Below are 8,455 nucleotides of genomic sequence, written 5' to 3'. Positions count from 1 at the left end.
TCACTATTTCCATCTATACCCGTCACTATCTTTTTCTCTGTGTAAGGAGGGTAAAGTCAAAGCTCCTTTCTTTAGAGAAACGCCCCTACACATAGCTGTAGCAAGGGGGAATTTTTCAATTTGGGCATTATGACACATCCTCGTTTATTATTTCCGCATAGTGGATGGTTTCTTTTTGAATAGAATATCAATCTTCTTTGGGCAATATCAAATTGAGAACTACTCCTACCAAAGCTGCCAATCCGATACCGGACAACGAAAAATCACCCCAACTAAAAGCAGCACCACCAATCCCGACAGTCAACGTTAATGATACAATGATTATATTTCTCGTACGGCTCAAATCAATGCAGTTGTTTACCAGATTACCAATACCTGCACAGGCAATCGTTCCGAAAAGCAGCAGCATGATACCACCCAATACCGCACTAGGTATGGATCTTAGTAATGCGCTGATTTTACCGATAACGGAGAATAAGATAGCAGAGATGGCAGCTATTCGGACCACTTGCGGATTGGTAATCTTTGTTAATGACATGGCTCCTGTCACTTCCGAATAGGTAGTCACAGGAGGACCACCCAGCAATCCGGCACAGAAACAAGCCAGACCATCACCCAATAAGGTGCGGTGCAATCCCGGGTCTTTCACGAAATCTTTTCCCGTAACCGTATTCACCACATAAATATCACCAATATGCTCTATCACCGGAGCAATAGCTACCGGAATCATAAACAATATCGGCTCCCATGAGAATTTAGGAAAGACAAACTGCGGCAATCCAATCCAGGCGGCATCTCTAACGCCGGACAAATCCAAACCATAGAAGATCCATGCAGCCAGATACCCCACTACAATCCCACAGAAAATAGGAATCAGCTTCAAAAGTCCTTTAGCTTCATCGAAACAACAACCGCAGTCACCAATGAAAGGAGAGCCAGCACCCAGTTCTCTTTTGCCATATTCACTCCTGTTCCCGCCAATGACAAACCTATCAGAATAATGACAGGCCCTATAACAACAGGAGGAAACAACCGTTCAATCACCCGCACTCCCTGCCATTTGACAAGCGCACTCATCACAAAGTAAACTAATGCAACTCCAACCATGCCGGATAAAGCGCCGGGCAGCCCATAAAGTTCTGTCGCTTTAATGATAGGCGCAATAAATGCGAAACTACTCCCCAAAAAGATAGGAACCTTTCCACGCGTAACGGCATGAAAGATAAGCGTACCAATACCTGCTGTAAACAGAGCTGTCGAAGGATCGAGCCCTACCAATAACGGCACGAGTACCGTAGCTCCGAAAGCCACAAACAAGAATTGTACCCCCACCACCCCTTTCCTCAAAGGTGTAAGATTATTTGAATCCATAAGTATAATGTAGATTAATCTCTGCAAAATTAGTCTTTTTAGACAATTTAACTCCCTTTTTTCACAAAAATACATCTAAAAAGGGGTTTTATTTGTTGTTAATAATGTGTAACTTCGCACGGTGAGAATTAAAACGACAATTTTATAACTTTATAATATATTGCCTATGATATTTACAGCAGAAAACACCCTACTTATCGGTTCTATCTTACTTTTCGTCAGCATTGTTGTTGGAAAAACCGGATATCGCTTTGGAGTACCTACCTTATTATTGTTCCTCGTAGTAGGAATGTTGTTTGGAAGTGACGGCCTCGGCCTGCAATTCCACGACGCGAAAGACGCGCAGTTTATCGGTATGGTCGCTCTTAGCATTATCCTTTTCTCGGGAGGTATGGATACGAAATTCAGAGAAATCAAACCTATTTTAGGTCCCGGTATCGTGCTTTCCACTGTCGGAGTACTGCTCACAGCTCTTTTCACCGGGCTCTTTATCTGGTGGATATCAGGTATGAGCTGGTCTAATATTTATTTACCTATCACCACTTCCCTGCTTTTGGCCTCTACCATGTCGTCTACGGACTCGGCTTCGGTGTTCGCCATTCTCCGTTCACAGAAGATGAATTTAAAGCACAACCTCCGTCCCATGCTGGAACTGGAGAGCGGAAGTAATGACCCGATGGCTATATGCTTACCATTGTCCTGATACAGTTTATTCAATCGTCTGGTATGGGAGTCGGAGCTATCGTAGGCTCTTTTGCCATCCAGTTTATCGTCGGTGCGGCTGCCGGATATGTACTCGGAAAGCTCGCAATCCGAATGTTGAATAAGCTCAATATTGACAATCAGGCCTTATATCCTATCTTATTACTTGCATTTGTATTTTTCACTTTCTCCATCACCGACTTACTGAAAGGTAACGGATACCTTGCCGTATATATCGCTGGTATCATGGTGGGAAACAATAAAATCATGCACCGTAAGGATATCTACACCTTTATGGACGGACTGACCTGGTTGTTTCAAATCATCATGTTCCTTTGCCTGGGATTGCTTGTCAATCCGCACGAGATGTTGGAAGTAGCTGCTGTGGCATTGTTGATTGGTGTCTTTATGATTATTATCGGCCGACCGTTAAGCGTATTCCTTTGTTTGCTTCCATTCCGGAAAATTACGATGAAATCACGTATTTTCGTCTCTTGGGTAGGATTGCGCGGTGCAGTTCCTATTATCTTTGCCACCTATCCGGTAGTGGCGGGCGTAGAGGGTTCGAACCTCATCTTCAACATTGTTTTCTTTATTACCATCGTGTCATTGGTGGTACAGGGAACAACGATTTCTTTCGTAGCCCGGATCTTGAATCTTTCCAAACCACTGGAAAAAACAGGAAATGATTTCGGAGTGGAACTCCCGGAAGAAATAGACTCTGATCTTAGTGATATGACTATTACTAAAAGTATGCTGGAAGAAGCAGATACATTGAAAGATATGAATCTCCCGAAAGGCACGCTGGTAATGATTGTGAAGCGCGGAGATGAGTTCCTGATTCCCAACGGAACGCTGAAACTGCATGAAGGAGATAAACTGCTGCTCATCTCCGAAAAATCAAAAGAAGAAGAGACTGATTCTGACTAACATCCGAAAAGATTGATTCTATACACTATAACTGATTCGTCTCCACGTATGAAGCCTCTTGTCCCTATAAGACACTCGTTTCTTCTTCATGTGTGGAGACGAAATGTTTTAAATAGGCCAACAGACTAGTTTTAAGGAAGAAACACGAAAACGCCTTAGCAAGCCGTAAAAATTGTTCATTCCCCTCCGTTAATTAACCGTAAAACTTGAATTTAAAATTCGGTTTACATCAGCGAAGTATTAATTTTGCGCAGTTTTAAACTAAATGTGCAAAAATCGAATGGAACAAGAACATCAGTTCATTGATTATATTGAGCAAAGCATCATCAAAAACTGGGACAAGGATGCCTTAACTGACTATAAAGGAATTACCCTTCAATATAAGGATGTAGCGCGTAAAATCGCTAAATTTCACATTGTCTTGGAAAGTGCCGGCATCCAGCCGGGAGATAAAATTGCCGTTTGCGGACGTAACAGTGCTCACTGGGCGGTTACTTTCCTGGCAACGATTACTTATGGAGCCGTTATTGTTCCCATTTTGCATGAATTCAAAGCAGATAATATCCATAATATCGTCAACCATTCCGAAGCCAAATTACTTTTCGTCGGCGACCAGGCTTGGGAGAATCTGAATGAGGATGCCATGCCTTTATTAGAGGGGATTGCTTCGCTGGCAGATTTTTCAGCATTAGTTTCCCGCAACGAAAAACTCACTTATGCTTTTGAACACCGGAATGCGATTTACGGTCAACAGTATCCAAAAAACTTCCGCCCGGAACATATTTGTTACCGGAAGGATCGTCCGGAAGAACTGGCTATTATCAATTATACTTCCGGCACCACAGGTTACTCTAAAGGAGTGATGCTCCCCTATCGCAGTCTTTGGTCGAATGTGGCTTACTGCTTCGAGATGCTTCCTGTTAAGCCGGGCGATCATATCGTTTCCATGTTGCCTATGGGGCATGTGTTTGGTATGGTCTATGATTTTCTTTACGGATTTTCTGCAGGTGCGCACATCTATTTCCTGACACGTATGCCGTCTCCGAAAATCATTTCTCAATCTTTCTCTGAAATCAAACCAAGAGTGATCTCTTGTGTGCCATTGATTGTGGAAAAGATTATTAAGAAAGATATTCTCCCTAAAGTAGACAGCAAAATCGGTAAGTTATTGCTTAAAGTGCCTATCGTGAATGATAAAATCAAATCGCTGGCACGGCAGGCCGCCATGGAAATCTTCGGTGGAAACTTTGACGAGATTATTATCGGAGGCGCTCCTTTCAATGCTGAAGTTGAGGCCTTCCTCAAAAAGATAGGATTCCCCTACACAATCGCTTACGGTATGACTGAATGTGGTCCTATCATTTGCTCCAGTCGTTGGGAAACACTGAAACTTGCTTCTTGCGGAAAGGCAACCAGCCGGATGGAAGTCCGTATTGACTCGCCGGATCCGGAAACGCATGCCGGAGAAATTGTATGCAGAGGAATGAACATGATGCTGGGCTATTATAAAAATCCGGAAGCTACCGCGCAAATTATCGATGCTAACGGCTGGCTGCATACCGGTGACCTCGGCACGTTGGATGAAGAAGGTTACATAACAGTTCGCGGACGTAGCAAAAACCTGCTTCTCACCTCTAGCGGACAAAATATTTATCCGGAAGAAATTGAAAGCAAACTGAACAATATGCCGTATGTTGCGGAATCATTGATTGTCTTACAGCATGAAAAGCTGGTAGCAATGATTTATCCGGATTTCGATGACGCTTTCGCTCATGGATTGCAGCAGACGGATATTCAGAAAGTGATGGAACAAAACCGTATCGAGTTGAATCAACAGCTTCCTAACTATTCTCAAATAAGCAAGATAAAGATCCATTTCGAGGAATTTGAAAAGACTGCGAAAAAGTCAATCAAACGCTTTATGTATCAGGAAGCAAAGGGATAATTATCCTAGATAACACGATAAGTAATCTTGCAAACGATTATAAGCCTCTCATATCAGATTAAAATTTGATTAGAAAAGAGCCATAAAGGAAGAATTGTAAATACAACAGGAAAAATGGCCAGCCTTCTTTCATTCCAACTCCCCTATCTTTGCAGGAGAGAAAATAAAACGAATCATTAAAAAAATAGGATATATGAAAATAATAGATTTAACCAAAGATAGTTTTGTTGAGAAAGTAGCTGATTATCAATCTTATCCTGATAGTTGGAACTTTAAAGGGAATAAACCTTGCCTGGTCGATTTTCATGCACCCTGGTGTGTCTATTGCAAAGCATTATCGCCTATATTAGACCAATTGGCAAAAGAATACGAGGTAAATTAGATATTTATAAAGTGGATGTCGATCAGGAACCGGAACTGGAAAGCGCATTTAAGATTCGTACCATTCCCAATCTGTTACTTTGTCCGTTGAACGGCAAACCGGCAATGAAATTAGGCACTATGAATAAAGCCCAATTGAAAGAATTAATAGAAACCAGTTTACTTTCAGAATAGAAAAACATCGAAAGTCCGGAAAGTTCCTTATGACGATAGACTGATAAACTACCAGGCTTTTGATATAATACAGAACATTTATTTTTATAATAAGAGGCTGAAAAGCCTTGATCTTATAAAATGCCCCTTACTAGAATAAACTGAACTCCTAAAATTTTGTATCCAACTTTTGGGATTCAGTTTAGTTCTTAGTAAAGGGCATTTTTCTTTTAGGAAGTCTCCGGACGGCCTCTTCCCTTTCAAAGGTTATTTCAATGGTTATTTATGCAACAGATTATCAGTTCCCGGAACGATCTTTCCCATTGACCATACGCAACGTACATTCAGTTCTTTGTCAAGAATCACAATATCAGCATCCTTACCCTTTGCTAACGCCCCTTTACGATCACTCACTCCAATTAAACGGGCAGGAGTTTCAGAAGCCATACGCACGGCATCTTCCAAAGGAATATTCGCTTTCTTTACCATAGTGCGAACCAACACATCCATCGTAGCCAAACTACCGGCCAACGCAGAATGATCCGCCATCTTGCATACGCCATCCTCTATGATATAACGAGGATCAATCGGTTCATTCCCTTCATAAGCGGCATACGCCAAAGCATCGGTAACAAGGCAGGTATTCTCCACGCCTTTCAACTTATAAACCAGTTTCAGGATAGTGGCAGGCAGATGAATACCATCCGCAATCACTTCCACAGTCATTCCATCCGTCAGATACACACTTTCCACTGTACCCTCATATTTATATTCACGACGTTTATGGAAACCCGGCATCGCATTATAAAAATGAGCAGCATGAGAAAATCCTACTGCAAATGCAGCTTTAATTTCATCGTATTCGGCTTCGGTATGTGTAACAGCAGTCATAATTCCTTTCGAACGGGTATACTTTGCAAAATCATGTGCACCGGGCAGTTCGGGACTAATATCCCAACGTCTGATACAAGACGTACGCTCCAACAAAGGAATATATTCATTTTCATCCGGAGTTTTCAGAAACCGTCATACTGCGTACCCGCCATCTTCGGATTCAGATATGGGCCTTCGATATGCAGACCGAGAATCGGAGAATCCTTCTCTTTCATCAAGTGCTCACATACATCGACTGCCTGGTAGATTCTTTCGAATGAAGTAGAGGACAAAGTAGGAAATATAACGGTAGCACCATGTTTCAGATGTGCATTGGTTGCGGTGCGGAAAGCCTCTTCCGTTGCTTCCGTATAATCATGCCCACCACCTCCATGTGCATGCATACTTACGAATCCGGGCACTATCGTCATCCCTCTGGCATCAATAACCGTTGCACCGATAACCGCTAAATCACTATTAGTTACCTCTAATATTTTTCCATCACAAATCAATACGGAACCATCTTTCAACCAGCCTTGCGGGGTAAGTATTCTTCCGTTTATTATTTGAGTCAACATAGTCTTTGTTATTTATTAGATTTAAAACAGTTTGTTGGTGCCTTCCACCAGTTCTCCCATTGCCCATACGGCTCTCACGTTCAAGTCTCTGTCCAAAGCGATCATATCGGCATCCTTGCCACGTTCCAGCGTTCCTTTACGGTCGAGCACTCCCATAATCCGTGCAGGAGTTTCGGAAGCCATTCTTACGGCATCTTCCAAAGGAATTTCCGCCTTTTGCACCATGGTACGAATCAAGCGATCCATCGTTGCAACACTCCCGGCCAAGGCTGAATGGTCTGCCAACTTACAGACTCCATCCTCAATAATCACACGCGGGTCAAAGGCAACCTGGCTATCACTGGCGGCGCAAGCCAACGCATCCGTTATCAGGCAAGTGCGTTCCACTCCTTTTATCTTATAGACAAGACGCAAAATCGTCGGAGGTACATGAATACCATCAGCCACCACTTCCACTGTCATATCATCAATCAGATAAATACTTTCTACCGTACCTTCATACTTGTACTCTTTCCGTTTATGGAAACCGGGCATCGCGTTATAAAAATGAGTAGCATGCGTATATCCCGCCTCATAAGCCGTCTGTATATCCTCAAATTCTGCCTGGGTATGTCCTACCGAAGCCAGTACACCTTTTGCCGTGATATATTTACCGAATTGCATGGCTCCGGGAAGTTCCGGTGCGGCATCCCAACGTTTGATACAGCGTGTTTCTTCCAACAACGGAATATATTCTTCGGGATCGGGATCTTTGATATTTTCCGGAATCTGTCCGCCTGCCATGTCCATATTGAAATAATGTCCTTCCAGATGGAGTCCGAGTACAGGGCTATTGGCTCCGCCATCATTTTTTCAGTAGTTGCCGCAGCTGCACGGATCATCGGAATGGTAGAAGAAGAAAGGGTAGGAAAAATACTGGTGGTACCATGCTGCATGTGAGCCTTGATTGCTGTCCGGAAAGCCTCTTCGGTGCCTTCCATAAAGTCTCTTCCACCGCCACCGTGAACATGGATTTCTACACCGCCGGGAACAATATACATTCCTTTGGCATCAATCAGTTTGGCTCCGATAATGGCAAGGTCACAATTGGTTACTTCCAGAATTTTGTTATCGCGAATAAGAACTGACCCATCCTTCAGCCAACCTTGAGGCGTCAGGATGCGTGCATTAATGATCTGTGTTAACATATCACAAATAGTTAAATTAATTAAAGGTCTGTGTGAATCAATGACGCTCTTTTTTGGGGGGAGTACATTGATTTTTTCGTTTGCAAAATTACGTTTTTCTATTCAATCTATCGATAAAATCGTCCGATAAACTTCTAATAAAGTCCAATATTAGGGCTCAGTTGTAATTCTTGGGGGATTAAGTTTAGTCAATTCCCTTCATGCATATACCTTTGCTAGCCTAAAAAGGAAGAAGCTCATATCCACTACTCCTCTAAATGATGCCCTAAATGCTTTGATTTTAGCATTAAATGCTTCCGCTGCTGCATTTGTACTCCTGTTCACAAAGAAGTTCA

The 8,455-nt window shown here is 42.6% G+C and carries 1 protein-coding gene and 6 pseudogenes; 3 read left to right on the top strand and 4 right to left on the bottom strand.

Going from position 1 to position 8,455, the window contains the following annotated elements; all coding sequences use genetic code 11:
- Window positions 1-187: 187 nt before the first annotated feature.
- Window positions 188-1,371: pseudogene (locus DXA05_RS25230) on the bottom strand (uracil-xanthine permease family protein).
- A 166-nt stretch (window positions 1,372-1,537) separates the two neighbouring features.
- Between DXA05_RS25230 and DXA05_RS25225 the strand changes: the two are divergent.
- From DXA05_RS25225 to DXA05_RS25215, 3 genes and pseudogenes are all read left to right on the top strand, one after another.
- A pseudogene (locus DXA05_RS25225) lies at window positions 1,538-3,003 on the top strand (potassium/proton antiporter).
- Window positions 3,004-3,283: 280 nt separating this feature from the next.
- On the top strand, window positions 3,284-4,948 hold the full coding sequence (locus tag DXA05_RS25220) for a long-chain fatty acid--CoA ligase (RefSeq protein ID WP_008022637.1): 1,665 nt from the start codon (window positions 3,284-3,286) through the stop codon (window positions 4,946-4,948).
- A 193-nt stretch (window positions 4,949-5,141) separates the two neighbouring features.
- A pseudogene (locus DXA05_RS25215) lies at window positions 5,142-5,503 on the top strand (thioredoxin domain-containing protein).
- Between the two features lie 258 nt (window positions 5,504-5,761).
- Here the strand turns inward: DXA05_RS25215 and nagA (DXA05_RS25210) are convergent.
- The 3 pseudogenes from nagA (DXA05_RS25210) to DXA05_RS25200 all read right to left on the bottom strand — a co-directional run.
- Window positions 5,762-6,933: pseudogene (gene nagA, locus DXA05_RS25210) on the bottom strand (N-acetylglucosamine-6-phosphate deacetylase).
- Window positions 6,934-6,954: 21 nt separating this feature from the next.
- Window positions 6,955-8,120: pseudogene (gene nagA / locus DXA05_RS25205) on the bottom strand (N-acetylglucosamine-6-phosphate deacetylase).
- A gap of 198 nt (window positions 8,121-8,318) precedes the next feature.
- A pseudogene (locus DXA05_RS25200) lies at window positions 8,319-8,455 on the bottom strand (transposase); the annotation flags it as partial.

It is taken from the genome of Bacteroides sp. AM54-2NS, assembly GCF_003602935.1.
In the GTDB taxonomy this organism is placed as follows: domain Bacteria; phylum Bacteroidota; class Bacteroidia; order Bacteroidales; family Bacteroidaceae; genus Bacteroides; species Bacteroides xylanisolvens.
This window is presented reverse-complemented; position numbering and strand designations above follow the sequence as displayed.